The organism is Exiguobacterium indicum HHS 31 (genome assembly GCF_001939065.1).
Classification (GTDB): Bacteria; Bacillota; Bacilli; order Exiguobacteriales; family Exiguobacteriaceae; genus Exiguobacterium_A; species Exiguobacterium_A indicum.
Genome location: NZ_MPSZ01000003.1, coordinates 98,053 through 124,899 on the forward strand (window position 1 = coordinate 98,053; position 26,847 = coordinate 124,899).

General features: G+C 46.2%; 26 protein-coding genes. 8 read left to right on the top strand and 18 right to left on the bottom strand.

Annotation, left to right across the window (positions count from 1 at the left end):
• The first annotated feature begins 24 nt into the window (after positions 1–24).
• Positions 25–1,050: an LCP family protein gene (locus N179_RS10255; protein WP_244150229.1), complete on the top strand. Its 1,026-nt coding sequence runs from the start codon at positions 25–27 to the stop codon at positions 1,048–1,050.
• Positions 1,025–1,441: a GNAT family N-acetyltransferase gene (locus N179_RS10260; RefSeq protein WP_075642828.1), complete on the top strand. Its 417-nt coding sequence runs from the start codon at positions 1,025–1,027 to the stop codon at positions 1,439–1,441. The genes N179_RS10255 and N179_RS10260 overlap by 26 nt, the downstream gene beginning before the upstream one ends.
• A 60-nt stretch (positions 1,442–1,501) precedes the next feature.
• Here the strand turns inward: N179_RS10260 and chrA are convergent, their stop codons facing one another.
• From chrA to N179_RS10290, 6 genes are all read right to left on the bottom strand, one after another.
• Positions 1,502–2,653, bottom strand: a complete 1,152-nt coding sequence (gene chrA, locus N179_RS10265; protein WP_075642829.1) for a chromate efflux transporter — start codon at positions 2,651–2,653, stop codon at positions 1,502–1,504.
• A gap of 52 nt (positions 2,654–2,705) precedes the next feature.
• On the bottom strand, positions 2,706–3,812 hold the full coding sequence (locus tag N179_RS10270) for a DUF418 domain-containing protein (protein ID WP_075642830.1): 1,107 nt from the start codon (positions 3,810–3,812) through the stop codon (positions 2,706–2,708).
• 54 nt (positions 3,813–3,866) lie between these two features.
• The gene (locus N179_RS10275) at positions 3,867–4,910 is read right to left on the bottom strand and encodes a glycosyltransferase family 4 protein (protein ID WP_023469304.1); all 1,044 of its coding nucleotides are present in this window, start codon (positions 4,908–4,910) and stop codon (positions 3,867–3,869) included.
• Between the two features lie 85 nt (positions 4,911–4,995).
• The gene (locus N179_RS10280) at positions 4,996–5,805 is read right to left on the bottom strand and encodes an SLAP domain-containing protein (protein WP_075642831.1); all 810 of its coding nucleotides are present in this window, start codon (positions 5,803–5,805) and stop codon (positions 4,996–4,998) included.
• Positions 5,798–8,173, bottom strand: a complete 2,376-nt coding sequence (gene secA2, locus N179_RS10285; RefSeq protein ID WP_075642832.1) for an accessory Sec system translocase SecA2 — start codon at positions 8,171–8,173, stop codon at positions 5,798–5,800. Before secA2 ends, N179_RS10280 begins: the two co-directional genes overlap by 8 nt.
• Before the next feature lie 212 nt (positions 8,174–8,385).
• Positions 8,386–8,787: a Rok-like winged helix domain-containing protein gene (locus tag N179_RS10290; RefSeq protein ID WP_023469307.1), complete on the bottom strand. Its 402-nt coding sequence runs from the start codon at positions 8,785–8,787 to the stop codon at positions 8,386–8,388.
• A gap of 301 nt (positions 8,788–9,088) precedes the next feature.
• Here N179_RS10290 and N179_RS10295 point away from each other — a divergent pair, with 301 nt between their 5' ends.
• A complete protein-coding gene (locus N179_RS10295; protein ID WP_041255198.1) occupies positions 9,089–10,615 on the top strand; it encodes an N-acetylmuramoyl-L-alanine amidase in 1,527 nt (508 codons plus the stop codon).
• A gap of 149 nt (positions 10,616–10,764) precedes the next feature.
• Here N179_RS10295 and pgmB read toward each other — a convergent pair whose 3' ends face one another.
• From pgmB to N179_RS10310, 3 genes are all read right to left on the bottom strand, one after another.
• The gene (pgmB, locus tag N179_RS10300; protein WP_023469308.1) at positions 10,765–11,427 is read right to left on the bottom strand and encodes a beta-phosphoglucomutase; all 663 of its coding nucleotides are present in this window, start codon (positions 11,425–11,427) and stop codon (positions 10,765–10,767) included.
• Between the two features lie 183 nt (positions 11,428–11,610).
• Entirely contained in the window at positions 11,611–11,943 is a 333-nt protein-coding gene (locus N179_RS10305; protein ID WP_035396186.1) for an Asp23/Gls24 family envelope stress response protein, read from the bottom strand.
• Positions 11,944–12,000: 57 nt separating this feature from the next.
• Positions 12,001–13,062, bottom strand: a complete 1,062-nt coding sequence (locus tag N179_RS10310) for an acyltransferase family protein (protein ID WP_075642833.1) — start codon at positions 13,060–13,062, stop codon at positions 12,001–12,003.
• 42 nt (positions 13,063–13,104) lie between these two features.
• Between N179_RS10310 and N179_RS10315 the strand changes: the two genes are divergently transcribed.
• Both N179_RS10315 and N179_RS10320 read left to right on the top strand, forming a co-directional pair.
• The gene (locus tag N179_RS10315) at positions 13,105–13,845 is read left to right on the top strand and encodes an SGNH/GDSL hydrolase family protein (RefSeq protein ID WP_023469311.1); all 741 of its coding nucleotides are present in this window, start codon (positions 13,105–13,107) and stop codon (positions 13,843–13,845) included.
• Between the two features lie 344 nt (positions 13,846–14,189).
• The gene (locus tag N179_RS10320) at positions 14,190–14,657 is read left to right on the top strand and encodes a hypothetical protein (RefSeq protein WP_023469313.1); all 468 of its coding nucleotides are present in this window, start codon (positions 14,190–14,192) and stop codon (positions 14,655–14,657) included.
• 59 nt (positions 14,658–14,716) lie between these two features.
• Here N179_RS10320 and N179_RS10325 read toward each other — a convergent pair whose 3' ends face one another.
• Together N179_RS10325 and N179_RS10330 are read right to left on the bottom strand one after the other, a co-directional pair.
• A complete protein-coding gene (locus tag N179_RS10325) occupies positions 14,717–15,313 on the bottom strand; it encodes an alpha/beta hydrolase (RefSeq protein ID WP_075642834.1) in 597 nt (198 codons plus the stop codon).
• The gene (locus tag N179_RS10330) at positions 15,310–16,248 is read right to left on the bottom strand and encodes a VOC family protein (protein ID WP_058264638.1); all 939 of its coding nucleotides are present in this window, start codon (positions 16,246–16,248) and stop codon (positions 15,310–15,312) included. The genes N179_RS10325 and N179_RS10330 overlap by 4 nt, the downstream gene beginning before the upstream one ends.
• A gap of 176 nt (positions 16,249–16,424) precedes the next feature.
• Here N179_RS10330 and N179_RS10335 point away from each other — a divergent pair, with 176 nt between their 5' ends.
• From N179_RS10335 to N179_RS10345, 3 genes are all read left to right on the top strand, one after another.
• On the top strand, positions 16,425–17,318 hold the full coding sequence (locus N179_RS10335) for an ABC transporter ATP-binding protein (protein WP_047393127.1): 894 nt from the start codon (positions 16,425–16,427) through the stop codon (positions 17,316–17,318).
• Complete coding sequence (locus tag N179_RS10340; protein WP_023469317.1) at positions 17,308–18,507, top strand: ABC transporter permease; 1,200 nt, start codon at positions 17,308–17,310, stop codon at positions 18,505–18,507. Before N179_RS10335 ends, N179_RS10340 begins: the two co-directional genes overlap by 11 nt.
• A 66-nt stretch (positions 18,508–18,573) precedes the next feature.
• On the top strand, positions 18,574–19,011 hold the full coding sequence (locus tag N179_RS10345) for a hypothetical protein (protein WP_035396170.1): 438 nt from the start codon (positions 18,574–18,576) through the stop codon (positions 19,009–19,011).
• Positions 19,012–19,056: 45 nt separating this feature from the next.
• On the opposite strand, the gene N179_RS10350 is transcribed toward N179_RS10345, so the two are convergent.
• From N179_RS10350 to N179_RS10380, 7 genes are all read right to left on the bottom strand, one after another.
• Positions 19,057–19,686 carry a helix-turn-helix domain-containing protein gene (locus tag N179_RS10350; protein ID WP_023469319.1) on the bottom strand — a complete coding sequence of 210 codons (630 nt, stop codon included), beginning with the start codon at positions 19,684–19,686 and terminating at the stop codon, positions 19,057–19,059.
• A gap of 30 nt (positions 19,687–19,716) precedes the next feature.
• A complete protein-coding gene (locus N179_RS10355) occupies positions 19,717–21,648 on the bottom strand; it encodes an ABC transporter permease (protein ID WP_055969051.1) in 1,932 nt (643 codons plus the stop codon).
• The gene (locus tag N179_RS10360; RefSeq protein WP_023469321.1) at positions 21,614–22,378 is read right to left on the bottom strand and encodes an ABC transporter ATP-binding protein; all 765 of its coding nucleotides are present in this window, start codon (positions 22,376–22,378) and stop codon (positions 21,614–21,616) included. Before N179_RS10360 ends, N179_RS10355 begins: the two co-directional genes overlap by 35 nt.
• A complete protein-coding gene (locus N179_RS10365) occupies positions 22,371–23,363 on the bottom strand; it encodes a sensor histidine kinase (RefSeq protein WP_023469322.1) in 993 nt (330 codons plus the stop codon). The genes N179_RS10360 and N179_RS10365 overlap by 8 nt, the downstream gene beginning before the upstream one ends.
• Positions 23,360–24,046: a response regulator transcription factor gene (locus tag N179_RS10370; protein WP_023469323.1), complete on the bottom strand. Its 687-nt coding sequence runs from the start codon at positions 24,044–24,046 to the stop codon at positions 23,360–23,362. Before N179_RS10370 ends, N179_RS10365 begins: the two co-directional genes overlap by 4 nt.
• 96 nt (positions 24,047–24,142) lie before the next feature.
• Entirely contained in the window at positions 24,143–26,059 is a 1,917-nt protein-coding gene (locus N179_RS10375) for an ABC transporter permease (protein ID WP_075642835.1), read from the bottom strand.
• On the bottom strand, positions 26,046–26,807 hold the full coding sequence (locus N179_RS10380) for an ABC transporter ATP-binding protein (protein WP_035396163.1): 762 nt from the start codon (positions 26,805–26,807) through the stop codon (positions 26,046–26,048). Before N179_RS10380 ends, N179_RS10375 begins: the two co-directional genes overlap by 14 nt.
• Positions 26,808–26,847: the final 40 nt, after the last annotated feature.

A 26,847-nucleotide genomic window follows, 5' to 3' on the forward strand; every position in this document is an offset into this window, starting at 1 on the left:
TTAAGTAAGGAGTACTTGAAATGGATGAACCGATACGATCACGGTCAAAGAAAAAAAGAAGCGTTCTTGGTTCAAGCGTCTTGTTTTTTATTTTTGATCATTTTAGTAACTGGCGGTGCAGCATTCGCTTACGTCGCCAACAAGACTCTTCAAACGGCTAATGAGACAAAAGTCGACTTAGCACGTGGAGACAAGTCAGAAAAACGTGAAGCGGCAGTCGACTTGACGAAGGACCATTTCTCCGTCTTGCTTGTCGGAACGGATGAACGTCCCGGAGACACATCTTCTCGCGCTGATACGATGATCATCGCCACATTCAATAAAACAGATCAAACCGTAGACATGGTCAGCATCCCTCGAGATTCTCTCGTACAAATCCCTTCTGTCGGATATGAAGATAAAATCAACCATTCGTATGCTTATGGAGGAATTGATTCAACGATTGAGACAGTCGAAACGTTGTTTGATATTCCTGTAGACTATTACGCCTCCATCAACTTTAATGGTGTCGTTGCTATCGTCGATGCGCTTGGCGGTATTGATGTCGACGTCAAACTACCGATCGACACACTCGACTCTTCCGATAAACGAAACAGTATCAAACTCGAACCTGGTCAGCAGACACTCAATGGGGAAGAAGCGTTGGCCTACGCCAGAATGCGTTATGAAGACCCTGAGGGTGATATCGGACGTACAAAACGCCAGCAACAAATCGTACAAGCGATTATCGAACAGTCGACTTCCTTCGGTTCGATCACGAAACTCAATGACTTGATGGATGCTACAGGCGATAACTTCAAAACGAATATGTCACTAACGGAAGCCTTCCAGCTACAACCGTTCGTCAAATCACTCGGATCCATTAATCGTATTGATTTAACGGGATCAGATACGAAAATCAATGGCGTCTATTACTATCAAATCGATCCACTTTCACTTGCCGAAGCTAAAACAACATTAAAAGAACAGCTCAATTTACCTGCTGATGACGCTACTGACATGACGACATCAGAAGAGGCGACGGATGATACGACGACTACGATCAACTGATCATGCAGCTTTGCTAGAACTTCAACGTCTTGCTTATCGAGTCGAAGCGCGTCTACTGGAAACAGTAGACTTTCCACCTTTATCGGAAACGATCGATGACATCGAAGCGGAGCAACCGAACGGGTTCGTTTATCTCTTGCATGATAGCGTAGTCGGTGCGATCACATATGTTGATGGAACGATCACGCGCCTCGTTGTGAATCCGGAATATTTTCGCCAAGGCATCGCCCAATCCTTACTGCACCACCTGCTTCAGCATGATCACGTGAAGCATGTCATGACAGGTGCGCGTAATCTTCCTGCCCTTACGCTCTACGCTCGTTTTGGCTTTACGGAAGTCCAACGTGAGTGGCGCCACGATATCGAACTTGTCTTTTTGACTCGAATTTAAAGCTTCATTAAGCGAAAACAAAGAAGCAGCAGACGCCTGTCTGCTGCTTCTTTGTGCGGTTTAAAAGAATAGGAATCCGAGAACGGCTCCAATCAACACGATTCGTAACGGCGACTGTTTATAAAAACGAAGTAAACAGAACAAACCGAAGGCAATCAAGAAATCAAGACCACTCTTGATGCTTGACGTAAAGATTGGATCATAAAGAGCGGCAAGCAAGATACCAACGACGGCAGCATTGACGCCAATCAAGATCCGACCGACCGATTGATTCTTCCGAATACGATCCCAGTACGGTAAAACACCGATGACGAGTAGGAATCCTGGTAGGAAGATCGCGAGCGTCGCAAGAATTCCTCCAGAAACACCAGAAACGATCGTACCGAGATACGTCGCGAACGTAAAGAGTGGTCCTGGTACCGCTTGTGCAGCGGCGTAACCAGCAAGGAACGTATCCGTGTTCATCAATCCAGGTACGAGTGTCTGCTCAAGGAATGGCAAGACGACATGTCCGCCACCAAAGACGAGGGCACCGGCACTGTACATAATACTCGTCAGTTGGACGGTTCCCGTCGTTGCTTGAGCGAGAAACGGTGTGACGGCAAGTAAGACGAAGAATAAGACGAGTGCCGTGATGCTAAGTAGGCGTGGTACGCGAATCGACAAGGACCCACCCGTCTCCGTCTCTTCTTTAAACCAGAAGAACGCAAGAAGACCTGCGAGCAACAAGACACCGACTTGTGCCAGTGGATGTGCGATCAAGAGTACGCCTGCTAGCGCCAGTAGCATCAACGTCATCCGTTTGACGCCTGTCGCAAGTTTCATTCCCATGCCAAGGACGGCGTCAGCAACGATTGCAACCGCAACGAGTTTCAAGCCATGAATGAATCCGGCTTCTGCGACATCGAACTGTGTCGCAAGAATCGCGAACAGAATCAAGGCGATACTCGACGGTAACGTAAAGCCGACGAAGGAAATGATCGCCCCTGCTACGCCTCCACGGATCAAACCGATTCCCATTCCGACCTGACTCGAAGCGGGACCCGGGAGGAATTGACAGAGCGCAACTAAGTCAGCATATGCTTTCTCATCAATCCATTTTTTCCGTTTGACATATTCTTCATAAAAATACCCGAGATGGGCGACCGGACCTCCGAACGACGTCAGTCCGAGCTTGAACGATACAAGAAAGATTTCAATTAAACGATGCATGTTTCACCTCCATCCTTCATTCTACATAAAAGATGTTAAGTTCTTGTGAACTTCAACGATTTTTCTTTCCATAAGTCCCTTTTCGCCACAATTTCTCCATGGGACCTTGCGGATGAAACTGGAGATATCTGTTTGAAGCAACACCTTGTGCGATCAAAAGCAGGAAAACGAGTAACAGTCCTTGCCATAACGGTGTCGTTCCATGTTGTCCACTGAAGAAGACGAACACGGTAAAGACGACTGTATGCATCAAATAATTCGTCAATGCCATCCGTCCCAGTCCAGCAAACCATTGCATGCGTCCAGCACGAACGAGTAGCGCAACGGCACAAGCATAGGTGATCGCAAGCGTGCGTCCTGAGAGCCAGACGTAAAATAGATTGATGGATCCGTCTGGTACGTCAGCATGCGCCTGTATGATTCCTGCAAATGATGGAAGTGTCAGGAGTAAACTAATTCCAAGCGTCCACCACAGGAAACGATTCGTCGGTGGCGCTGTGCTGAAGCGTTCCATCAAATAGGCTCCAATCAAGAACAGGGATAAAATTTCTGGCCAAATGACACCAGAATTCATGAGGGCTTCCGGTAATTGAACTGTCGCGTGATGTGATAAAAATCCGAGGAGATCGCGCGATGCGACGAACGACTGAAGTGTCTTATCTAGCTCGACGACGGGAGTGTCGCCCAATTGACGAGCCCCAAAGAAAATAAGTAGGTAGAGCAAAAGGGCATAGATTTGAAATGCTGCCGCAAACAAAAGCTTCGTGATCGGCTTTGTTTTTATAAATAACAATAAGATAAAACCGGTCAACGCATACGTATGTAAAATATCTCCCTGCCAAATACATAAGTGTAGTAGTCCAATGACGAGAAGAATCCCGAGACGTCGTGCAAAAATTGTCTTCGGTAATCCTTTTTGCTGCAAACGCTGGATGAACAGATAAAAACCTGCTCCAAACAAGACACTAAACAGCGTATAGAATTTTGTCTGGATGAAGAGGTCAAACACCAAACGAATCGCTTGATCGACGTCTCCCATCATCGCATTCGGTCGATCGCCAAGAAAACTTGGCATGTTGACAAATAGAATGCCACATAAAGCAAATCCCCTCAAAATATCCAAGTACTGAATGCGTTCATTTTTATTTATTTCTTGCATTTTCTCATCTCCCTTAAAAAAAGACCGCACATTGAGATGAGCGATCTTTTTAAATCATTTCGTTGTAAGACGTTCTAATAGTTTGAGAATCGGTCGATATTTATCCCCTAACAAACCCAATGATTCGACTAAAATATCTAGTACGATCAATAAGATAACGAGAGAAATAAAAGCACCGAGCGAATTCGTTTGCGAAAAGAGGATTGCCGTCATTCCGAACACACCACAAAGTCCATAAATCACTAAAACGGCTTGTCTCATCGTAAATCCTAAATCGAGTAAGCGGTGATGCAAGTGCTCTTTATCGGGTGCGAACGGCGGTCTCCCTTGTAACATACGACGCACGATAGCGAACAGCGTGTCTGAAATCGGAATCCCGAGCAAAATGACTGGTACAGCAAGTGAGAATAAAGTTACATTTTTGAATCCAAGTAGGGAAAGTACGGCCAGCATATATCCAAGATACAGCGAACCCGTGTCTCCCATGAAAATTTTTGCCGGATAAAAATTATGAAACAGAAAACCGAGCGTACTCATAAGCAAGAGGATCGCAACGATCGTCACGTAGACGTTCCCTTGAATCACAGCTAAACTAATTAGCGTCAACAAGACGATACTCGATACGCCAGCAGCTAGTCCGTCTAAACCATCAATCAAATTGACGGCATTCGTGATACCGATGACCCACAAGAAGGTCAGTGGCACACTCCACCACCCGAGATACAGCTGTTGATCAAACGGCAAATTGATGAACTCGATTCGAATCCCACCATTTAAAACAATGACTGCCGCTACGATCTGTCCCATTAACTTCAGCCTAGCATTCAGTTGAAAACGATCATCCAACATACCGGTCATGATGATCACGAAACTACCGACTAATATATGAGTCGCATATGGACTCGATGGTTGTAAGATAAAGTATCCGATCATGAATGAGATATAAATCGCAAGCCCACCTAGACGTGGCATGATTCGAACATGTACTTTTCGTGCATCCGGACTATCCACCGCGCCCACTGCAATGGCAAAACGTTTGACAACGGGGGTAATCAGCAATGCAGCGATGAAACAGACAATGGACGCTGTCCATAACATAATAACATCACGCTCCTGCGCGAATTATACCACATTCTTCTTCCAAAAATCGTTCGTTCCCATTCTGTAAACAAAAAGCATAGGCTTATGCTTGTGCGACTCGGAATTGCAACACGTCTTGGTCTTGCCACTCCGTCACGTCTAAGACGACTTTGATTGCAAGGGTCGTTTTAGCTTCGATTGGGGACGTTAACGCTACCTGCAATGTCTGCAAGATTTGTTCCCCGTTCATAAGTTGTAACGGAAGCGTTCCGAGTTGAATCGCCTGTTCATATCCGTTTCGAATCAAAAACAATCCTGTCATCCTATTTTCGTTCTTCTCGTTCCAAACATTCATGACATTGACTTCTTCATTCTTCAACGTCGGGGTTGAATAGAATGTCTGACGTACACGTCGCGCTTCAGCATCAAGGAAGTCCGATGGAATCTCGAGATCATGCGTCTCTTCTAAACTAAATAAGAGACGAATCTTTTCCGGGAAATTTTCTTCATCCGTTAAGAAAAGTTCTTCCTCGGAAAAATCAAGCCAACATGGCATACTACTCATCGGTACGAACTCCGGAATATCTTCCGTCGTCAAAACCTTTCTGCCAATCAGACGATTGGCTTCGTCTAACACGAGTAATGGAAGACCATCTACATGAAAACTATTTTCTAATGTATTTCGAAACAACGCGACGATTGAAATCGGCGAGGAGGATAGGTCCACTTGCAGCGCTTCGACGGACAGTTGATTTAACTCCAAGTCTGGCAATTGATTAGCATGGTAACGGAAAAGATATTCATCTTCTTTCTCGATCAACATATCTTCTGTAAAAATCAATCGAGGCTTATACAGTCCTGTATTTTCTGGTGTCTCTGCTTCTAAAATGATTTGTTTTCTGCGATTAAACATCTAACTCCATCTCCTCGATTTCTTCATCTAGCATGATATATTCGGACAATCGTTGTAAGACATAGGCAACGGGATACTCGATTTCAGCAATCGTGTAGTTAAAGATTTCAAAGCCTTCCTTTTCGTACATCCGAACAGGCTGTTCCTGACCGTAACTCCGAAGATGAATACCTTCTTTTAGCGTATTCATCGTCGTCAAATGTTCCGTCCAGTGCTCTTCGATCGATGCCAATAGCTGATCTCGGATCAGCTCGTCTACTGCAGGATTCTTTAGTTCCTCTATCCATTTTTCACGACGAGCGGAAACAATGTTCACATAATACGCTTTGACCTCTTCCGGCTGTTCTAAATCATCTGGAAGTGGTACTTCGTCGTTTAGTAATTCGTCCATCGCGAACTGGAACTCTTCCTTTGGCCACTCTTCCGGTACGAGTTCTGCAGAAAGATAACGATCCACGATACGTTCGATCGTCCGCTCGACCATTGGTAGTACCATATCTTGAATGTCTTCTGCATCTAGTACTTGGTTACGGATCGCATAGATGACAAGACGGTGCTGATGAAGGACGTCATCGAGTTTAACAAGTTCCTCTCGAATCGAATAACCTGTCCCCTCGCATGTTTCTTGCGCATAGCTCAATAATGCTTGTGCTTCTTTTAACGTAACCGGTTCATGCTGACTCGTCTTCACTTTTTTCAAGACTTTCTCCAGTCGATCCTTTGCAAAACGCCGGACGAGGTCATCTTCGAGTGATACGATGAATTGACTTTTACCTGGATCTCCTTGACGTCCTGAACGTCCTCTTAGCTGGTTATCAATCCGAACCGACTCATGACGCTCGGTACCGATGACAAACAACCCACCTGCTTCTTTCGCAATCTCATCCAACGTAATATCTGTCCCTCGTCCTGCCATGTTCGTCGCGATCGTGATGCGTCCGTGTTGTCCGGCTTCACGAATGATGTCAGTTTCTTGGTCGACCGTCTTTGCATTCAGGATTTGGTACGGTAACTGATGTGTATCTAAAGCTTCAGCTACGGCAAATGATTGTTCGATGGACGTCGTTCCGATCAATACGGGTTGCCTTCTTGCATGTGCTTCCTTCGTCGCACACGCCACAGCTTCATATTTCTCCTCTTTCGTTGCGTAAATGATGTCAGAAGAATCTTCACGGAGTTTCGGGCGATTGGTCGGGACTTGTACGACATCCATTCCGTATGTCTTTAGAAGCTCTTGTCGTGAAGTTTGTGCCGTACCTGTCATGCCTGAAACAAGCTCGTACATCCGGAAATAATGTTGAATCGTAACTTGGGCCGTCGTTTTATTTTCTTCCGTAATGTCAATGCCTTCTTTTGCTTCAATGGCTTGATGGAGCCCATCCGACAAACTTCGTCCTTCCATGATGCGTCCTGTAAATAAATCAACCAACTCGATTTTCCCATCTTTTACGATGTAATCAACGTCTCGTTTCATGACGATGTGAGCACGCAAGGCTTGAACCATGTAATGATAAAGTACTTGATGCTCAGCTGCGAAGAGATTATCGATGGCGAAGTTCTCTTCGATGATCGAAATTCCTTTATCCGTAAGCGAAACTGCTTTGATCTCTTCGTCGTATTCGTATGCATCCGTAGGAAACTTTGATACGATCAGCTTCGCGACGGTTTGTAATCCTTCGTGCACCGAGCCCTTACCTGCCATGATGAGTGGTGTTTTCGCTTCGTCGATTAAAATACTATCGACTTCATCGATGATGGCAAAATGATGTTTTCGTTGTACACGGTCTTCCTTCCGATTGACGAGATGATCTCGCAAGTAGTCGAAGCCAAATTCTGTACCGACTCCATATGTAATATCTGCGCCATAGGCCGCACGTTTCTCATCAGGTGACAGATCAGGAACATTTAGTCCGACTGTTAAACCAAGAAAACGGTGAATTTCTCCGATCTGATCCACGTCTCGTCGTGCCAAGTAGTCATTGACGGTGATGACATGAACCCCTTTACCACTTAAGGCTTTTGTAAAACTCGGTAACGACGCGACTAATGTTTTTCCTTCCCCCGTCGCCATTTCTGCGATATGACCGTCTAGTAACGCAAGACCACCAATCAATTGAACATCGTAATGACGCATGCCTAACGTACGAACACTTGCCTCTCGGACAAGAGCAAATGCCTCCGTCTTCAGTTGATCAATCGTCTCACCGGCTTCGATGCGTTCCTTTAGGTGGATTGTTTGATTTTTTAATTCATCATCCGTCATCGCTTGATAACGACTTTCTAACGCATTGATTTCTTTTACGATTTTCATATAGTTCTTCAGTCGCTTAGACTGTTCGTTGAATGTATTTTTTACGAGTTGAAGCACTGTTTTTCTCCTCTCCCCACGTCCACGTGACGTCAGGTCCGACAATTTTTTCATCTACGTATCCATTATATCAGTTAAAAAATGGAACAGAAGAGATAAAAACCATTTTTAAGAAAATCATTTACTTATTTTAAAAATAAATCTTTATTTTGGAATTCATTCAACAAAAAAAACGCCTTTCTTTAAAAAAGAAACGACGTTTTTTGAAAAAACTACATAAAAATCGGAACTTCTGCCGATGAATCATATGTATAGATTCCACGACCCACTTTTTGAATCGCCGGGTTTGCCTGTTCAACTTTTGCCATGAGCTGATAAATGTTACTGATTTGGTGACGATAACGAAGTTCGAGTTCCATCTGAATATCTCGTGCTGACATCGACTCGCGTTCGCGCATCAAATCACTGATTTGGTGTACGTAAACTTCCAGTGGATACCGCTGATTCACTCTTCGTTGTTTCAATGGACGCTCTAGTGCAACAGAAACTTCCTGTGCATGATCTTGATTCGTTCGACTTAATTCAGCTACTAAGTACTCTGCTCTTCGTTGAAGACGACGATATTCTTCTTCGATTTCCATCAGCTCTCTGTAAATATGTTCATTCGGATCCATACTTTTTACCTTCTTTCTTGTATTGATGACACAATAATATTTCAATTATGTTTCAATTGTATGTTTTTTGAAATAATATTACCATTTATTTACCTTTTTGTTATATGATTTCTATGTTATTTTAATTTTTTTGTAATATTGGCAATTTTTTATCTGTTGCTGATTTCCATTTTTATCTTAACAGAAAGGAGCGAACCTAGAACATAAAATTATTGTTTTTAATATATAATTTTAAATCTTTCTTCATTTTGTCATTTTTATATCCTGTTTTACAATACTAAATTTAAAAGGAGAGCACACTATGCCTACTAAAACTTCCGTCTTGATCGCAAGTATTGCTTCGGCCGTACTTTTCACGGTAGCCGCCCCAACACCCGAGGCATCTGCTGCTTCTATCACGAAAGCTACTTATCAAACAACAGATGCATTGAATCTTCGCGCTTCTGCTACTACTTCCTCTAAAAAATTGTTGACGATCCCTAAAGGAAAATCAGTCGTTTCTTCGTATAAAACAGGGAACTGGTACAAAGTCTCTTACAGTTCTAAGACGGGTTATGTCTCGGGAAGTTACTTGAAGAAGAAAGCGGCCGTTAAAGCTAGTACTGTCGGTACATCCTTTACGAAGACGAACTACACGACGACGGATTCGTTGAGCCTTCGTAAGTCTGATTCTGCTGCTTCGACTAAATTATTGACGATTCCTAAAGGAACAACACTTTCCTCTTCTTACAAGAAGGGAAGCTGGTATAAAGTATCTTACAAATCAAAAACCGGTTATGTTGCTGGTTCTTACTTGAAAAAGAAAGCGGTCGTCACAGCAAGTGCTACCGGTACGACATTCGCGAAAACGAACTACATTACGTTGGACGCTTTGAATTTACGTACATCGAATTCTGCTACCTCAGCTAAACTACTAACGATTCCTAAAGGAAAGATCGTTACCTCTTCGTATCGGAAGGATAACTGGTACCAAGTGTCTTACGGTAGTAAAAAAGGCTATGTCTCAGGAAGTTACTTGAAGAAAACGACGTCTTCTTCTGCTTCTTTACCACCTGTCGGATCTGCAGCTGATTATTCAGGTACGACGATGTATGTTCTCGTTCCTTTTAATGATTCATTGACATTACGGTCTGGTGCAAGTTCGATCAGCCCTTCTATCGGTACACTGCCACGTGGTTCCGTTGTTACGGTAACGAATGCTTTACATAAGACAAAAGGATTCGTCGCTGTCAAAACATCTGATGGACGTTATGGATATGTCGAAGCGACGTATCTCTCGCTCTTCCAGCCTTCTATGTCTGCTCGTCCACTCGTCGTCTTAGATCCTGGGCATGGTGGACATGATGTTGGTGCCGCACGATACGGTATTTATGAACGTGATATCGTCATGTCAGTCGCTAAACTCGTAGCCGAGCGCCTATCTAAAACAGTCGATGTGAAGTTGACACGTTATACGAATGATTACTATCCTTCGTTAACAGATCGTAGCGTCATCTCGAACGCCCATAAGACAAACATCTTCGTCAGTATCCATATTAATGCTGCATCTTCAACAAGTGCTTATGGCGCTGAAAACTTCTATTACAGAGGTAATGCATCTGTTGCTCTATCACGAAATCTCCAAAACAATCTTGTTAACTCGATTGGATTACGTGATCGTGGTATTAAATTCGGGAACCTCGCTGTTCTTCGCGGTACGAATGCACCCGCTACATTAACGGAACTTGGTTTCCTATCCAATGCTAATGACCGGGCGAAACTCGTTTCTCCTTCTTATCAGCAACGCTATGCTGATGCAGTAGCAAACGCGATTCTTTCTTCCCTCTAACCAAAAAATAACGCTCAGCCGAATCATACGGCTGAGCGTTATTTTTTTTGAAAAAAGAAGAGATTCAGGGAAATCACTTCTTTTTCTGACACATAAAAGAAAAGAGAGGTTGATTGCGATTCAATCATCAGGGAATGAATGAATCTCAGTTAGCGACTAGCGAGGATTTGCTCAAGGGAAAGCAAATCTGTCGAATCGACACGATAGTCTGCCTCATGGAGCGCCGACTCCGGTCCTACACCGACGGCATACATACCGGCAGCGTGGATGGCAGTGATGCCCGCTGTCGCATCTTCTACACCGATGCAACGGCTTGGTTCGACGTCGAGCGCTTCCGCAGCACGGAGAAACACTTCAGGGTGTGGTTTCGATTGTGCAACAGTTGCAGCATCTACGATGTCATCAAAATAATGTCGAACCTTTAATGCCTCGACGACCATCAGCGCATTTTTAGAAGCGGACGCCATCCCGATTTTCAGCCCAGCGTTTCGGATTTCATCAAGGAATGCAGTGATTCCAGGAAGAAGATCCTGTTCAGAGATGTGCTGGATCAATGTGACATAGTGTTCGTTCTTCTTCGCAGCGAGTGCTAGCTTCTCGTCTTCCGAAAAAGCATCCTGTTTTCCACCGAGCGCAAGGATACGCTCGAGTGAATCCATCCGGCTGACACCTTTTAATGTCTCATTGAATTCCCGGTCGAACGGGATATCCAAATCCTCTCCTAATTGTTTCCACGCTAAGTAGTGATACTCTGCTGTATCCGTGATTACGCCGTCTAAATCAAAAATGACCGCTTCGATCGTTGGTGCCATCCGACATCCATCCTTTCATACATCGTCCATGAAAGGCAAGAAATCGAATGACACGTTGTGCAAACGATTGCACTTGCCTCACAAACAATTTTACTAATTCTCTCATCTCTTTGCAAGCGTTATCAAATGTTTTACTTAAAAAGAAAAACACCTTGCGATTTCAGCAAAGTGTTTTTCGTCCTGTTATCCTTTTAAGAGACCAATCACTCGGACGTTGATTGCTTTCGGTTGGAACGCGAGCATGTTCTCCATGTCTTGCGCAATCCGTTCCTGCACTTTCCCCGCCGTCTTGATGATCGACATTCCGTACTTGATATGAACAGACAAACTGATCGTAATCTCGCCGCCGACATCTTCGACCTTCACGAGTTTAACCATCTGTTTCTCTTGCAGTTTTGAATCATCTGCTGTGAAGGCGATCCCTTCCGTTTCTTGAACGGCTACGCCTGCGATGACCTCGATGACTTGTTGCGAGACGTTCACGACACCGTCTGCGTTATTTAAATTATACGACATTCCTTCCACGCCCTTCGTCTTGTAATCCATCTATCTTAAAGTGTAAAGCATTCCGTCTTATTTTGAAAGGTCTTCCCGTTTCTCGACGATTGGACGAATATCAATCTCAATCAAAGGACGGAGGACACGAACGACGAGCGGGTGTATGATGATACCGACGATCAGCAAGGCAACGCCAATCATGATCAGTAACGCTAGCCACGGTTGCGGTACGAATGCATCCGTCACATATTGGCGCCACGCCATGACGAAAAAGACGTGAAGCAAATAGACATAGAGGCTGAGTTCCCCCGCCCGTGTGATGAGCGGAAGGCGACGCATCGGAATCAACATCATGAAACCAAGGGAAGCCGCAATTGACAAGAAATAAATGACACTATGTTTGATGACACCTAACCAGGCATCGCTATCGTATTGATCAACATAAGGGAAACGATGCTTGAAGGCATTCGCAAAATCAACGATCTCTTGTGGTGTGTCACGCCACGCTTCAAATAACAAAAAGCCCATGACGGCCACAAATGTGATCCCACCGATTAAGCGGACGTTCATCCGTCGCTTAAAGTTTTTCGGCATTTCAAAGATCCGGATGAATTCGTGTTCTGATAAATAGTTTCCGAGTAAGAAGTACGGATAGAACATGATCAACTTACGAAGTGCTAAGAAGCCTGTATTCTCAAGCTCAAAACCATATAATAGAGCGAACGCGAGACCGAACCAGACGTAGCCGCGTAAATGGACGACATAAGGCGTCACGATATACCAGACGACCATGACGAATAAATACCAAAGTGCCCAGTATGGCCGTAATAGATGCGTTCCAATGTTTTCTCCTGAGAAAATCGGGTTTCCTTCCCCGAGTGTCGCCCAAGATCCGATCAAGATCTGCCAGACACAATACACCGCGAAAAGCTGGATGACACGTAAATACTTGTTTTCGCGGAAGAAATAACCGCTTAAAATAATGAATAATGGCATATGAAACGAATAAATCAATAGATAGACCGTTTCGAGTAATTTTCCATCATAATCAAACCGTAAATCTGTCAGCATGTGACCGATGACGACGAAAATGACAAGAAAACCTTTAATATTATCAAACCACGGATTCCGATTCATGTTACACTACCCCTTATACTCCCTCGAAAGGAACGAATGTTTATGAAAAAGACACTCCTGATTCTATCCATCGTCTTGAACGTCGTTCTCCTTGCATTGTTACTGGGACGTAAACCGCTCGAACTGTTCGAAAGCGTCTTACCTGCAACGAGTACGACTCCAGTCACGACATTCCAATACGATAAGAATCCGAACTATGTCCGTTTGAATAGTCTATTCCATACTTATCAATACCCAAAATCAGCGAACGCTGTCATGTTAGGTGACTCGATGACGAATTTTGCCGATTGGCGCATCTTGATGGATGATCCGACAATTATTAATTTCGGGATTCCTGGCGATACGACAGAAGGCTTTTTGACTCGTCTCGACCTAATTCTCGAGATGAAACCAAAACGCGTCTTCCTGATGGGTGGTATTAATGATATCCGTCACTATACGCCGATTCCACAAATTACCGAGAACATGACGACGATCGTGACGACACTTCGAAAAAATAACATTGACGTCGTCGTTCAGTCAACCGTTCCTGTGGCACCGAAGTATTCAGACTCCGTCCGAATCAACCGTGATGTCGAAGCGTTGAACCGGAATTTACAAAATCTCGCTCAATCGCTTAAGGTTCCATTCGTCGACTTACGACCTGTCTTGACGAATAAACAAGGATATCTTCAGAATCGCTTGACGTATGATGGATTACATCTCGTCGGTGGCGGTTATCTACGCTGGAGCGATGCCCTGAAACCTTATGCATTGCAAGCAGATATAACAGCAAACAAATAATCGATGGCACATCAAAAAAACGGCTCATCCCGATGATCAGGATGAGCCGTTTTTCGATTCTTAATCTTCTTGGTTCTTGACACCCATGTACGCTGCGACACTCGATGCTGAGAAAACCGCAACGGCAACGATACCGACAGCAATCCAAATCACTTGATCCATCATTTCTTTATATCCCCCTTTATGTAACCGCTCACTTCTACATTTAGCGTACACGAATTTCGTCAAGAAAGAAACACATTTTCCATGTCTAATGACTAGACGATTCGGGAAAAAGTAACTATAGTAGAAGGACAACTACAAATTGTCAGAAAATTCGATTATTTAACAAGGAGGTGTTTCTGATGGCCACTTCATTGCTTACGCCGAAAGTGACGTTACGACATCGAAGTACTCTCAACTTTGGATATTGGCTTGTCATCGGATGCATAGGATGGGGGATGCTTGCCCTCGTCACGAATGTTGGTACCGTTATTAGTCGTCTTCCTTTATATGAAAGCATTCCCCTCGCCATCCTTGTACTTGGTCTCACAGGTGTCGTACTAAAAATGGCGCGTGACGAGTGGTGGATTCGTTATCTCGAACGTCAGACCCAGTATTACATCGGACACGAGACCGTGACCGGTTGGTGTACGACGATTGATAGCATGTGGCTGATCCGTAAGACGATGCGCCGTGAACTTCGCTTGCTCTACCGACAACTTGCCAAGACGAAAGCATCGGAAGAAGTGAAACAGACGCTCGCCCTCCAGCTCGTCGAACGTGGTGTGCTCATCGTCTATTCTCGACCAAAAAGTGATCATCCTGCTTGAAACGAAAAGAGGACTGCCCCATCATCTTCTATGAAAGAAGAAGATGGGACAGCCCTTTTTTACTGTTTCAGCCAATCCGTTGCTGCTTCAATCGTTGGCATGACGAGTTGGTGACCATTATTCGACCACGTGACGTCGACTGATGCACCAGCTTGTTTCAAGAGTGCTGATAACTCTTCCGTTTCCTGAGCCGGACAGATCGGATCATTACTACCTGCACCGATGAAGACGCGCACGTCCGATAGGTCAGGTAACGTCACACCACGACGTGGTACCATCGGATGCAACAGAATCGCTTGTTTGAACAAAGCTTCTTCGAACAACATGTTCGCCGCGATGTTCGCCCCGTTTGAGTATCCGACTGGAATCAGACGATCGAGATCAAAACTACGCTCTGTTGCTTGATCACGTAAAAACTGAATTAAACGTGCTGTCCGTAAAGCGAGGTCTTCTTCATCGAAGATGCCTTCCGCGAGTCGTTTGAAGAATCGTGGCATCCCGTTTTCCGAGACTTCTCCGCGGACGGACAAGTAGCCTGCTTCCGAATCGAGCAACGAGACGAGCCCGACGAGATCTTGTTCCGTTCCACCTGTGCCATGTAAGAATAAAAAGATCGGTGCGTCTGCTGTTTTTGGTGCTTGGTATAAATGAATCATACGAGTCTCCCCTTCGGTACAGTAATAGGTGTTACATGATTTGTGATCGCCGTGCGATGTGCTTCGAATTGTTCCGGCAACTTCAAGTCTTCTCCGAGCATCTCAAACTCTTCATCGATTGCGAATCCTGGATTGTCGGTCGCAATTTCATGGAGGATCCGACCGCGGTCATGGAAATAGATTGATGTGAAGTAATTACGGTCCTTCACTTCAGTCGTCAGCAAACCGAACGCGTTGATGGCGTTCATCCAGTCGAGTTGTTCCTTTTGATCCGTTGCCCGCCACGCGATATGGTGAACCGTTCCCGTTCCCGGACGACCGACTGGCATTTGACCATGAACGACGTCAACGACATTCCCGAACTCGCCTTCTGCGATATATCGGTCAACGGTTTCCGTCCGTTTACTGAGTGTCAGCCCGAATGTGTCTGTCAGTAATTTTGCTGTATCTGATGGATCCCGCGACAGTAACGTCGCTCCGGCGAATCCTTTGATCGCAACCTCACGCGTGATGCCATCGATTTCATAGCGACTGTCTGATCCCGCCTCGCGTTCGACGAGTTCAATTTGGAGACCATGTGGATCTTCGAAGGCGATCTGCTGCTCTCCGAAACGAACCGTCTCTTCAAACGAGACGTTTTTTTCTGTCAGTCGCGCTTTCCAAAAATCTGCTGCACCGACCGGAATCGCGTAAGCTGTCGTTCCGACTTGTCCGGCACCTACTTTCCCTTTTGCCATGCCTTTAAACGGAAAGAACGTGATGATCGTTCCCGGTGCTCCGGATTCATTTCCAAAATAGAAGTGGTATGTTCCTGGATCATCGAAGTTGACCGTTTTTTTGACGAATCGTAGTCCGAGAATGGTTCCGTAAAAATCGAGATTTTCTTGTGGATCGCCGACCATTGCTGAGATATGATGGATGCCTTGCGTTTTCATATGATGCGTTCCTCCTTCAGTCGTATCTATTAACACAATAATAGTAACTAAAGAACAAAAAGTAAACTAATAAGCCTTTCCTCGTTTTTCTGGAACCTTTATCCAATTTAAACCGTAGGACACTAGGTAACAATGATACACTTGTCGTGCAACAGACGTCTTTAAAGGAGGTTCATATGTTAGAAATAAAACACATCACGAAGCGTTTCGGCGATTTTACAGCCGTAGATGCTCTGACGATTGAGGTGCCACGCGGGCAAATCTTTGGTTTGCTTGGTGCGAACGGTGCCGGGAAGACGACGACCTTCCGGATGCTGCTCGGTCTACTGCAACCAACTGAAGGATCGATCACCTGGAACGGAGAGCGCATCCCGACTTCAAAAATCGGATACCTTCCGGAAGAACGAGGGCTGTATCCAAAAGTCCGCGTTGATGAACAACTTTTGTTCCTCGCAGAACTCCGCGATATGAAACGGAAGGATGCGAAACGAGCGTTGACGGAATGGCTCGAGTATTTCCAAATTCCGCAGTATGAAAAAATGCGCGTCGAACAACTCTCAAAAGGAAATCAACAAAAGATTCAGTTGATCTCTGCTGTCCTACATAAACCTGAACTGCTGATTTTAGATGAACCATTCAGCGGACTCGACCCAGTCAATGCGGAACAATTAAAACGTGCCGTCAAAAAATTGACCGTCGACGGAACGACGATCGTCTTCTCGAGTCACCGGATGGATCACGTCGAAGAACTCTGCGAACACGTCGCAATCCTCGATCACGGTAAGCCGGTCGTTGCCGGATACCTCCCTGACATCAAGGCGGGATACGGAAAAACACGTGTCCTTTTGACGACAGATGCCCCACCACTCCTATGGGATAGCTTACCGGGTGTCCTACAAGTCGAGTCAGACAACAATGGGCATATCGTCCAAGTCTCTTCAAAAGAAACGGCTGATCAACTTCTTCAACATATCGTCAGTCAAGGACACCATGTCGATCGTTTCGTCTGGGATCAGTTATCCCTGCAGGATATCTTCATCGAGGAGGTCGGCAAACGTTATGAACCGTAAATTCCTGACTTTATATCGCTTCAATCTACTACAAAAATTACGTGCTAAAAGCTTTTTGATTTCGACGGTCCTAATGGTCCTGTTCCTCGTCGGCTTTGGCAATATCGAACGGATTCTCGACTGGTTTTCTGGTGACGATCCGAAAGTTGCTCTCGTCAGTGAATTGTCGACCGATCTTCGTCCGGCCTTGAAGAAGGCTGGTGTCACTTCAGACATCACGACGAAGGAATATACAGTCGCACAAGCACGAAAGGCAGTCGACCGCGGTACATTCGATGCCGTGGCAATCGTTCAGGATTCGTATGACGTGACACTCGTCAGTGCTAGTCCTGAGTCTGAATTACAGACACAGGTCGCAACGGTCGTCAAACAAGTCCGTGACCAAGCCGTCATCACGGATGCTGAAATCGATCCGAACGTCCTTGCTTCGCTCGCTGAACCTGTTCCTGTCAAACAGGAGTTGACGTCGACGGGTGGGAAAAGTGAGGATGAACTCTTTGCTGCCTCGGCGCTCGTCTATGTGTTGCTATTCTTGATGTACTTCACGATTGCGATTTACGGTGGGATGATCGTCACAGAAATCGCGAACGAAAAGTCATCCCGTGTCATGGAATTGCTGATTTCAGCCGCGAGTCCGATTCAACATATGCTGGCGAAGATCCTCTCGATCGCTACGGTCAGTCTCGTACAATTATCGATTCTCGTCGGTGTCGGCTACTACAGTGCTCAAAACAGCAGTTTATTCGATCAGTTATCACTCGATTCCTTGAGTGCTCGGACGATCATTTATCTGTTCGTCTTCTTCCTGCTCGGATACTTCCTGTATGCGACGCTTCTCGCGGCACTCGGTTCGCTCGTCAGTCGGGTCGAGGATGCGCAGCAAGTGACATTACCAGTCATCTTGCTGATCGTCGCAGCTTTCATGATTTCGATGTTTAGTCTGAATGCACCGACGAACCAAGCTGTCGTCGTCCTGTCGTTCGTGCCGTTCTTTACACCGATGGTCATGTTCCTGCGCGTCATGTTGACCGATGTACCGCTATGGCAAGTGTCGATTTCGCTCATCTTGATGCTGATCAGCATCTCGCTTGCCTTATTCGTCGGAACGAAATTCTACCGGGGTGGTGTTCTGTTCTATGGATCGAATCCACTCAAACAGTTGCGCCGGATCTTAAGCGGTCGCCGGTAACAGTTTACAAGACGAATCGTTTCCGCTATCGTTAGGTGAGAAAAAGCCTTTAGGAGGAACTACGTTATGCGGTCTCGTTTTTGGGCAGCGATTCTTTTCACAGCTGCTGCCATGGTCTCGTCACTTGTCATGTTCACGAAATTTCCGCAGGCGAGTGCGACATGGGAACTCGTCCTTGCTTACGGTGGGATGACGTTCGTCGCCAGTCTATTTTGCTGGTCCTTCGTCGCGGTGCGCCGTCAATCTTCTCGCTTATACGGAAGTTGGGTTGGTGTCTTCATCGCTGGATTGACGGTTTTACTTGTCTGTATCGCACGCTTCGTCTTGCGTGGTGATATGATGATGATTTTCAAATGGCAAGCGATGCTCGGTAGCTTAACCCTCAATTTCGGCTATGTCGGTTGGGTACTCGTCATCGCGAATGCAATCATTGGATTCATCATCGGTCGGACACGTATTAAGAATCCACGTTTACGTCAGATGTCACAAAACAATACACGTTAAAAAAAGTCGCTGTCTTCTGAACGTCAATCAGAAGACAGCGACTTTTTATTTGCGATGATAACGTGAACGGCTTTTCCGGTCACTATAATCCGTGTAATATGTCGAACGAGCTAACGATACACCTTCTGTCATTCGGTCGAGATATTCGTCGAGTTGCATCATGGCTGGAAGTTTATCCTCAAACAGTTCAAACGTCTCTTCTGCTTGATCCCGTTGTAACTCTCCTGCTTCCATCACAGCATCGACCAGTTCATGAAAGATGCGTTGCTCGGTTGCGCTCATCGTCTGCTCGATCCGTTTGACATCTTCGTCGTACATCAGGTCAAACAGGCGCATTCGCTCTTCAAGCTGCTCTTCGACCCATGTCCCGTCTTGTCCGAGCGTCTGCTCATAAGCAAGTTTCATCTCTTCAAGTGGCGTCTTCTGTTGCATGATGAACTTCAATGATTCTCCTGTCCAGATGTGACGAGCCAAGTAACTCGCATCGATGTTCAAAGCTTCAGCCAGTGCCTCGATGTACGCTTTTGTTGGATAGACTTCGCTGAGTTCCGTTCGACGAATGAAGTACGGCGCGACACCGAGTCGTTCTGCCAGCTGCTCGATCGTAACCCCGGCACGCTCTCGTAAAATACGAATTCGGTCACCGTAGCCTCGATATGGTGAATGGTCTAGCATACGTTTCCCTCCCTTATTCCTATGGTATCATCATACCCTTGAATTCGGTGTTGGATACATCGAACTTTCGGATGATTTCCGGAACAGATGGCGCGGGTACCGTAGCCAAATCGGTAAGACACTTAAGAAGTATCCAACGGTGACGATACTGATCCAAAACATAGCGAGATTAAGAAAAGGTTTCATTTCAAGTCCAGCCTGTGTCACGACGACTTGGAACAACAAAAAGGCATGAAAAACAGAAATCAGATAGGGAATGAGTAAGACCGCACCATACTTCATGAGCAAGTAACGACGAATGTTTCCGGATCCAAATCCGAGCGCAAACAATGTCTTCATCCGTTTTTGTTCCTGTTCCGCCGTCATCTGCATCCATACATGCAGGAAACTCGCATTGATGACGAACAACCAGATCGTCAGAAGGATGACGACGAACGTGACGAGTCGTACGATCCGGATCCCGTCGATCTCATCTTCCGTCTCATTGATCAACTGATAGGGAACCGGCTGCTTCTCATCCAGCTTGGCTGCGGATTGAATATTGCGAACGATCTTCATCCACTGCTTCCAGTCCCTCGTTCCATAATCATGGTAGGCTGGCGTATCGAAGACGACGATTTGCCGAACAGGTTGTTTAAGTGTCGGGAAGACCGCGTCGCTGACGACGAATATCGTTTCGATCTGATAGTTATAGCCGAACACTAAATCATGGGAAGACGGCGAGAGCAGCTTAAACCCTTCTCGTTTCATCGCCTGTTCCGCCTTTTTCATCGTTGGTGTATTCTCTTCGAGTTGCACCGGTCGCGCGGGTACGAAGAAACTCTGTCGACCGGTCGCCTTCCGCTCCTCAAGGTGCAATTGACGCATCATCTTGTTGTAGGCAGAAATCGGTAAAAAGATACGCTTCCCTTCTGCCTTCACTTCAATATCTTGCTGATAGCGATCCGGAAATGCGTCCGTCATCGTCTGTTTAATATCCTTCAATCGCTTCGTCGGCTGAGCGGATTCTTCATAATAGACGAGACCAAATTGATTTTGGGACGAGAGATCGAGTCCGATCAATTGAAACAAGAAGACAAGTCCGACTGCCGTCAGCGCACATGACGTCAAGATTGTCCCGAGGGCAATCAGCGTACTATTCGTTCGTAACTGATTGGCGATCTCCGAAACGATCAGTTTCCGAAGAGACAACCGACATGGACGATATAGCTGGATCAACCACGGTAAGATATAGCGGCAAATGAAAAAGGAACCGATGAAGATGACAAGCGGGAATAACATATAAAATCCATACATTCGAACGAACGCGAGGACATATCCGTAAATCAAGAGCAATAGAGCGAGGACTTGTGTCAGAATCCAAACTCTTCTTCGAAAAAGTGAACGGGAACGGACCGGTCGATCCGGACGAAAACGGTAAATCGCCAGAACGGTCGCGATCAGTAAAACAAGGAAGGCGCCACCAATCAAGGCAAGAATCGCATAAAACGACAGCTCAAACTCGATCGGTGGCAAGAACATGATTTTGACGACAGAAAGTAACAGCATCTTCGTCAAGACATTTCCAAGTATCATCCCCGCCGTGATCGCTAATCCGCCGACGATCAGAACCTCAATCAAAAAATACTTCAAGAAGTGCGATAATCCACTACCGAGCGTCCGCATCGTTCGGAGATCGTTCTTCCGGTGCTCAAGCATCGTATAGGTCGTCGAATAGATGAACAGGATACTAAAAAATAAGATGATCAGTTCTGCGATGAAGACGAACAAGATCGTCATCTCGATGACTTGGTTCAATTGGCTGAGTATCTTGGCGACGTTTTGAAACGATCCGTTCGTCAGCAAGTTCCAGTAACTCGTCACGATCGTCATCGCGATGATGATCGTCAAGGCATACCCATAGTACAACCGCTGGTAGCGCCGGATATTACGTAGGGCGTATTGCAGATAATTGATGCTCATCCCCTCCTAACAACGATAACGACTCAATGACACGTTGAAAGAAGATCCGTCGTGGCTCATCACGGAATAACTCGGTTTGCACGCTACCGTCCTTTAAAAACAAGACATGATTACAATACGAAGCGACTTGCGGATCATGCGTCACGATGACCATCGTCATCCCCGTCGCGTTCAGTTCTGCTAATACATCCATGACATGTTTTGTCGCTTGAAAATCAAGCGCTCCGGTCGGTTCGTCCGCAAGTATCAGACGCGGCGTATGAATCAAGGCGCGACCGATCGCTGTTCGCTGCCGTTGTCCACCACTTACTTCGTCCACCTGCTTATCGAGCAAATCATCAATCTGAAGGCGACGAGCCAACTGCTCCATCTCTTCACGCGCCAGTTTTGCTTTTTTCCCAGACAACATCAATGGAACGAGCATGTTCTCACCGAGCGTCAAGGAGTCGAGTAAGTTGAATTCCTGAAAGATGATCCCAAGTGTCTCGCGTCGGAAGCGTGTCATCTCTTTTCGCTTAAACGTCGCTGTATCGACGCCATCAATCAGAATCGATCCCCAACTTGGCTCGTCGAGTGTCGCAAGCAAGTTGATCAGTGTCGATTTGCCACTACCGGACGGTCCCATGACTGCGACCATCTCGCCTTCTTCAACTCGGAAGTTCACATCCGTCAACGGCTGTTCCGTCACCTTTCCGGGATAGACCTTTCCTAGTTGTTTCACCTCAATCATGTGCGCGACCTCCTACTAAACGAATCCGACATGTCGTCCCGATGCCTTCCTCACTCTCAAGTTCAATCTCGTGTCCGAGTTTCATCGAGACCTGCTGGACGAAATACAGTCCCATTCCGGTCGATTCCCCGTAACGTCGTCCATTCTCACCGGTAAAGAACGCATTAAAGACGCGTGGGACATCTCGTCTTGGAATCCCGACGCCGTCGTCTCGAATCGACAAAACGACCTGCCCATTTATCTCCTCCGCCTTCAAGACGACTTCTCTACCATGCCCTGTCGTATATTTAATCGCATTCGTCACAAGCTGTAAGACGAGGAATCGAAACCACTTCGCATCCGTATAGACGTACATATCCTCCGCGATATCGAGTTTCGGAAAAACCTGATTTTTGACGAATAGTCGTTTTTCCTGATTAATGATGCCGGTAATAAGTGGCTTTAAGGATAACTGCTCTGCCTTCAGATCCGTCTCGATCGCTTCTAGACGTGACGAATAGAGCATCTGGTCGAGTCCACTGCGCAGCCGATCGACCTCTTGTCGCAAATCAGCTTGATAGTGCTCCCCCGGATGTTCGAGAATCAGTTCGATGACGGATAACGGTGTCTTCATCTGATGAATCCACTGGTCGACATACCGATGCCGCTCTTTTTCCTTCCGTCGCTCAGCAAACAGACTGTTCCGGAACAAGGTCTGTTGCCGTTCTAAAAATTGTTCGACAGCGACGGAAATCGGTTCTTCACTATCACTGCGAATCGGTTCTGCGACCGATTGGACCGGCTGTTGCATCCGTCGCAACAACGGAAGCATGCTGAAGAAACGATAACTGAGATAAATCAAGAGACCGATACTGTTCAAGAGCACGATATAAAAGAAGGCTGCTGGGCGATAAAGATCGTAGAGCCATAAGACGGCATATAAAATCAGCATTTGTCCAGTAAAGAAGATGATACCTGGTATCGCGTGTCGTAAAAAGAGCTTCATGGTTCAAGAACCAGTTTATAACCGACGCCTCGCACCGTCTCAAGTCCAGCGACACCGATCTCGGCAAGCCGTTTGCGGACACGCGTGATATTGACGTTCAACGTATTCTCATCGACGAATGCTTCGTCATCCCAAATCCGTTCAAGTAGATCGCCCCGACTGACGATTCGTGGACTTGCCGTCAGCAACATCTCAAGGATCAGTCCCTCTTTTTTTGACAGCTCGATCGACTGTTCCCCGTACTCGACGATATAACGGTCCAAGTACAGCGTGACACCTTCTTTCGTCACCGTCCGCTCATCCGTCTCGTTTGAAAGCGTGCCATAGGCCCGGCGAATCTGACTTTTAATCTTCGCGATGACGACCGCTCCTTGGAACGGCTTGACGATGTAATCATCCGCTCCGTATTCAAGCGCCATGACTTGATCCATCTCCCCGACCCGTGCTGAGATGAACAGGATGGGTGCCCGTGTCTTCATCCGCAATTGTCGACACCAATAGAAACCGTCAAACTTCGGTAAATTGACATCTAATAGAATGACGTCCGGATTCGTCTCTTCAAAGACCGCAACGACATCTCCTCGCCCATCTTCAACGACGACTCTAAAATCATAGCGTTCAAGTAGTTCTTTCAATAATGTAGCAATCTTCATGTCATCTTCGACTAATAAAATCGTATGCATCGTTCCTATCAACTCCTTCTCCCTTTATCATAACGAACTCAAAAAGGACTGGAAACGATTATTCCGTTTCCAGTTTGGTGTACCCTATTTAGTTCATCACGTGACGATGCGGCGATACGCACGAACCGTGACGATATAGTAGATCAGATAGACGATCGTATAACAAACAATCGCAAGTAATGTCGGACGAACGATGTTGTAGTTCAACAGTTTCTGCAAGACTTGCATCGCAACTAAACTATGAACGAGTCCGAGCACATACGGTAAGGAGAAGACGAATCCGACAAGACGACGGATGATGCCCGTCTGTTCCTTCTCATCGACACCGATCTTCTGGATGATGGCAAACCGTTGTTTCGATTCTTCTGCTTCCGCGAGCATCTTGAAGTAGATGATTGAACCCGTCGCAAGCAAGAAGACGAGTCCGAGGAAGCCGGCAGCAAACGCGAGTAAGCCTGTCGTTGCTGTCGTCATCGTATAGACAGGATAATACGCTGCCATCTCCGTGTCCGCTTGTTTTCCATATAGTTGTGTCAACTGTTTCATCAATCCATCGTCATGACGTTCATCTGAGAACTGATAATTCGTCAGTGTGAAACCTTTTTCCGGCATCTTCGCGAACGTATCATCGTTTACGACGAAGGCAAGCCGCTGTTTCTCATAAAGTTGAGCGATTGGTAGATTCGTCGCAGCGGTGATGCGAAAGGACTCATGAACGTCCTTGATTTCAACACCTACCGGCGATTTGATTTTCATCTTCAACAAATCGTTTCCTTTGAATGTCTCAAGGACGATCGCTTCGCCTTGTTTTGGTTCTTTGATGACCGTTTTCCCGTTCGCTTTCGCGAGCTTGACGTAGTCCGAATAGTTGACGTAGCTGAATTGTCCCGGCTGGTCTTCATACGCATACGTCGCGTAGTAACGTGTGAACGTCAGCGGGTTCGGCAGATCGGTCATCTGATGGTCGACGTTCTTGACGTTGACCATCGTCCGGCTGTCGATCTTTTGGTCAGACTTTGCAATCAGTTGTTCCGCTTCAGATTGTTTACTCGCAATCGATAGACTGTACGGAACTTGCTCCTCGACGGTCTGATCGATGAAATAATAAATCGATGTCGCTGTACCGACTGTCGTCAATGTGACGGCAGTGATGACTGTGATTGTCGACAGCATGACGGCATTCGATTTGATTCGTGACAACAATTGCCCGTGCAGAATCAAATTTGTTCCTTTGAAGTGTCGCGCTTGATTACTTAAGACGCGCAATAAGAAGATCGTGAAGTAACTCATCGTTCCGAACGTTCCGAGAATGACGCAGAGCATCAAAAGTGGGGCAACGATCGTAAAGTGATCCATCAACGGTTGTCCGGTCAAATAGTACCCAACACCGATCAAGACGACCGAAAGCACGGCTAGGATCGGATGGACTTTCGGAAGCGATTCCGCTTGTTGTTCTGCCTTGAACAGTTCGATTAATGTAAAACGATAAATCGTCCGAGCCGAACGTAAAGCGATGATCAGAAAGATTAAAAGGAAAACACCGATCGTCTGCAGGACGGAAGCTCCGCTGATCGTAAAGGTCGCATCGACTTGCATCGCCATGACGGAAGCGAGCAACTGCACGAAGTATTTCGAAGCGACGGTACCGATCGCAATTCCGAGAATCAGACCAATCACTCCGTACCCCATCGTCTCAAGGAAAATCAGGCGAGCAATCTGCCCTCGTTCTAAACCGAGTAATGCATAAAGCCCGATTTCCTTCTTACGACGACGTAAGAAGAAGTCACTTGAATACCAGATGAAGATAGCAGAGAAAAGCGCTAGAATGACACTTGCTCCGGTAAAGACCGTTCCCAGTTTGCCGTACAATTCGTTCGCCTGAAGCATTGCTTCATTCGATCGAATCGCGAGGAACGTGTAGTAAATGAGAATCGCAAACGTGACCGCACCGAGGTACATCACGTTTTGACGGATGTTCTTCAAATTTTGAAACGCCAGTTTAGACAAGCTCACGGACGGCACCTCCGAGTTCACGCTGGACTTCCATGATCTGTTCGAAGAATTCCTTCTGCGAACCAAAGCGATGGACTTCCTTGAACAGCTCTCCGTCCTTGACGAACAAAATTCGTTCCGCATAAGACGCTGTCATCGGATCATGCGTTACCATTAAAATCGTCGCGCCTTCGTTGTTGAGCGACTGCATCGCTTCGAGTAACCCGGTCGCTGACTTCGAATCCAGCGCACCGGTCGGCTCGTCGGCTAAAATGAGCGACGGATCATGAATGATCGCACGCGCGGCAGCTGTCCGTTGTTTTTGGCCGCCCGATAGTTCAACGGGACGTTTATCGAGTAAGTCATAGATACCGAGTTGACGTGCCACACGATCGACACGTTCTAAGATCATCTTTTTATCGACGTTCGCGAGTGATAGCGGTAAGGCGATGTTTTCCCGGACCGTCATCGTATCGAGGAGATTGAAATCCTGGAAGATGAAGCCGAGTTGTTCCCGGCGGAAACGTGCTAATTGTTTTTCCTTCATCGCCGTCACGTCTGCTCCGTTGATTAAAATCGAGCCGTCCGTCGGCTGATCGATCGTCGATAATAAATTGAGTAACGTCGATTTCCCGGCACCGGATGGTCCCATGATACTGACGAACTCTCCTTCGTGGACACGGAGCGTCGTCGGACGCAGTGCTTCGTGGCGCGCTGTTTTCGTTTGATACGTTTTTGAAATCTGTTCTGCTTGTAAGATTGCTTTCATCTGTAATGCCTCCTGTGTTTGATTCGTTACACTTAGTCTA

What these genes read in the sequence shown, in the direction of transcription:
- N179_RS10255 (WP_244150229.1), top strand. Translation starts at nt 25, where the DNA reads ATGAACCGATACGATCACGGTCAAAGAAAAAAAGAAGCGTTCTTGGTT.
- N179_RS10260 (WP_075642828.1), top strand. Translation starts at nt 1,025, where the DNA reads ATGATACGACGACTACGATCAACTGATCATGCAGCTTTGCTAGAACTT.
- chrA (WP_075642829.1), bottom strand. Translation starts at nt 2,653, where the DNA reads ATGCATCGTTTAATTGAAATCTTTCTTGTATCGTTCAAGCTCGGACTG.
- N179_RS10270 (WP_075642830.1), bottom strand. Translation starts at nt 3,812, where the DNA reads ATGCAAGAAATAAATAAAAATGAACGCATTCAGTACTTGGATATTTTG.
- N179_RS10275 (WP_023469304.1), bottom strand. Translation starts at nt 4,910, where the DNA reads ATGTTATGGACAGCGTCCATTGTCTGTTTCATCGCTGCATTGCTGATT.
- N179_RS10280 (WP_075642831.1), bottom strand. Translation starts at nt 5,805, where the DNA reads ATGTTTAATCGCAGAAAACAAATCATTTTAGAAGCAGAGACACCAGAA.
- N179_RS10290 (WP_023469307.1), bottom strand. Translation starts at nt 8,787, where the DNA reads ATGGATCCGAATGAACATATTTACAGAGAGCTGATGGAAATCGAAGAA.
- N179_RS10295 (WP_041255198.1), top strand. Translation starts at nt 9,089, where the DNA reads ATGCCTACTAAAACTTCCGTCTTGATCGCAAGTATTGCTTCGGCCGTA.
- pgmB (WP_023469308.1), bottom strand. Translation starts at nt 11,427, where the DNA reads ATGGCACCAACGATCGAAGCGGTCATTTTTGATTTAGACGGCGTAATC.
- N179_RS10305 (WP_035396186.1), bottom strand. Translation starts at nt 11,943, where the DNA reads ATGTCGTATAATTTAAATAACGCAGACGGTGTCGTGAACGTCTCGCAA.
- N179_RS10310 (WP_075642833.1), bottom strand. Translation starts at nt 13,062, where the DNA reads ATGAATCGGAATCCGTGGTTTGATAATATTAAAGGTTTTCTTGTCATT.
- N179_RS10315 (WP_023469311.1), top strand. Translation starts at nt 13,105, where the DNA reads ATGAAAAAGACACTCCTGATTCTATCCATCGTCTTGAACGTCGTTCTC.
- N179_RS10320 (WP_023469313.1), top strand. Translation starts at nt 14,190, where the DNA reads ATGGCCACTTCATTGCTTACGCCGAAAGTGACGTTACGACATCGAAGT.
- N179_RS10325 (WP_075642834.1), bottom strand. Translation starts at nt 15,313, where the DNA reads ATGATTCATTTATACCAAGCACCAAAAACAGCAGACGCACCGATCTTT.
- N179_RS10330 (WP_058264638.1), bottom strand. Translation starts at nt 16,248, where the DNA reads ATGAAAACGCAAGGCATCCATCATATCTCAGCAATGGTCGGCGATCCA.
- N179_RS10335 (WP_047393127.1), top strand. Translation starts at nt 16,425, where the DNA reads ATGTTAGAAATAAAACACATCACGAAGCGTTTCGGCGATTTTACAGCC.
- N179_RS10340 (WP_023469317.1), top strand. Translation starts at nt 17,308, where the DNA reads ATGAACCGTAAATTCCTGACTTTATATCGCTTCAATCTACTACAAAAA.
- N179_RS10345 (WP_035396170.1), top strand. Translation starts at nt 18,574, where the DNA reads ATGCGGTCTCGTTTTTGGGCAGCGATTCTTTTCACAGCTGCTGCCATG.
- N179_RS10350 (WP_023469319.1), bottom strand. Translation starts at nt 19,686, where the DNA reads ATGCTAGACCATTCACCATATCGAGGCTACGGTGACCGAATTCGTATT.
- N179_RS10355 (WP_055969051.1), bottom strand. Translation starts at nt 21,648, where the DNA reads ATGAGCATCAATTATCTGCAATACGCCCTACGTAATATCCGGCGCTAC.
- N179_RS10360 (WP_023469321.1), bottom strand. Translation starts at nt 22,378, where the DNA reads ATGATTGAGGTGAAACAACTAGGAAAGGTCTATCCCGGAAAGGTGACG.
- N179_RS10365 (WP_023469322.1), bottom strand. Translation starts at nt 23,363, where the DNA reads ATGAAGCTCTTTTTACGACACGCGATACCAGGTATCATCTTCTTTACT.
- N179_RS10370 (WP_023469323.1), bottom strand. Translation starts at nt 24,046, where the DNA reads ATGCATACGATTTTATTAGTCGAAGATGACATGAAGATTGCTACATTA.
- N179_RS10380 (WP_035396163.1), bottom strand. Translation starts at nt 26,807, where the DNA reads ATGAAAGCAATCTTACAAGCAGAACAGATTTCAAAAACGTATCAAACG.